Genomic DNA, 789 nt, shown 5'->3' with positions numbered 1-789 from the left:
GGATTAGATTTCCGAACATCAGGAATCCGATTAAAGCCGCCGCATCCGGAATCAGAATGCTCACCGCAACAGTAACTGCAACTGGAAAAACGACCATTACCCAGTGCGGAATGTTCTTGTTTTTCGCCTGGATTCTAGTTGTGCGCTCTTTTTTTGTCGTAAGAAGCTTGATTACAGGCGGCATTATAATCGGAACAAGGCTCATGTACGAGTAGGCCACGACCGTAATCTGCCCCAAAAGATTTTTTGCGAATCGGCTTGCAACCACAATCGCAGTAGGACCGTCCGCAGCCCCGATAACACCGATGCTTAAAGCCTCGTTTACGCTGAAGTTGAATCCAAAGTACGCGACCGCCGCAGCAATAAAAATTCCAAAATGCGCCACAATTCCAAAGACCAAAAGCCACGGACGCTCAAGAAGCGGGCGGAAGTCAATCATCGCGCCGACGCCGACAAAAATCAGAAGCGGAAAAAGCTCCGTCATGATTCCGCAGTCAAAAAGAATTTTAAGCGCGCCCGGATGCTCAGCAGTTCCAAGCACAACCGCCAGCGGAAGATTTACCAGAATCGCGCCAAATCCAATAGGTAGAAGCAGCATAGGCTCGTACTTTTTGTATACCGCAAGAAAAATCAGCAGCGCGCCAACCGCAATCATCGCAAAATTCTGCCAGGTCATCGCCCCGATTCCGCTCGAAAAATAATCCAAAATCAGTTCCATTTTAAAACCTCCATTTTGACTGATTGTCATTATCCTGTTTGACTTCCACTGTCATCTTCGGGCTTGACCCG

Annotated in this window: 1 protein-coding gene; it reads right to left on the bottom strand. The window is 48.2% G+C overall.

Going from position 1 to position 789, the window contains the following annotated elements; genetic code table 11:
- On the bottom strand, positions 1 to 718 hold a 718-nt coding region (locus B4C08_RS05820), incomplete at its 3' end, for a sodium ion-translocating decarboxylase subunit beta (protein ID WP_296663907.1).
- Between the last annotated feature and the right edge of the window lie 71 nt (positions 719 to 789).

The sequence above is a fragment of the Treponema sp. UBA753 genome (assembly GCF_002297325.1).
Classification (GTDB): Bacteria; Spirochaetota; Spirochaetia; order Treponematales; family Treponemataceae; genus Treponema_D.
The sequence above is the reverse complement of the archived record's forward strand: the minus strand, read 5'-3'. Positions and strand labels throughout refer to the sequence as shown.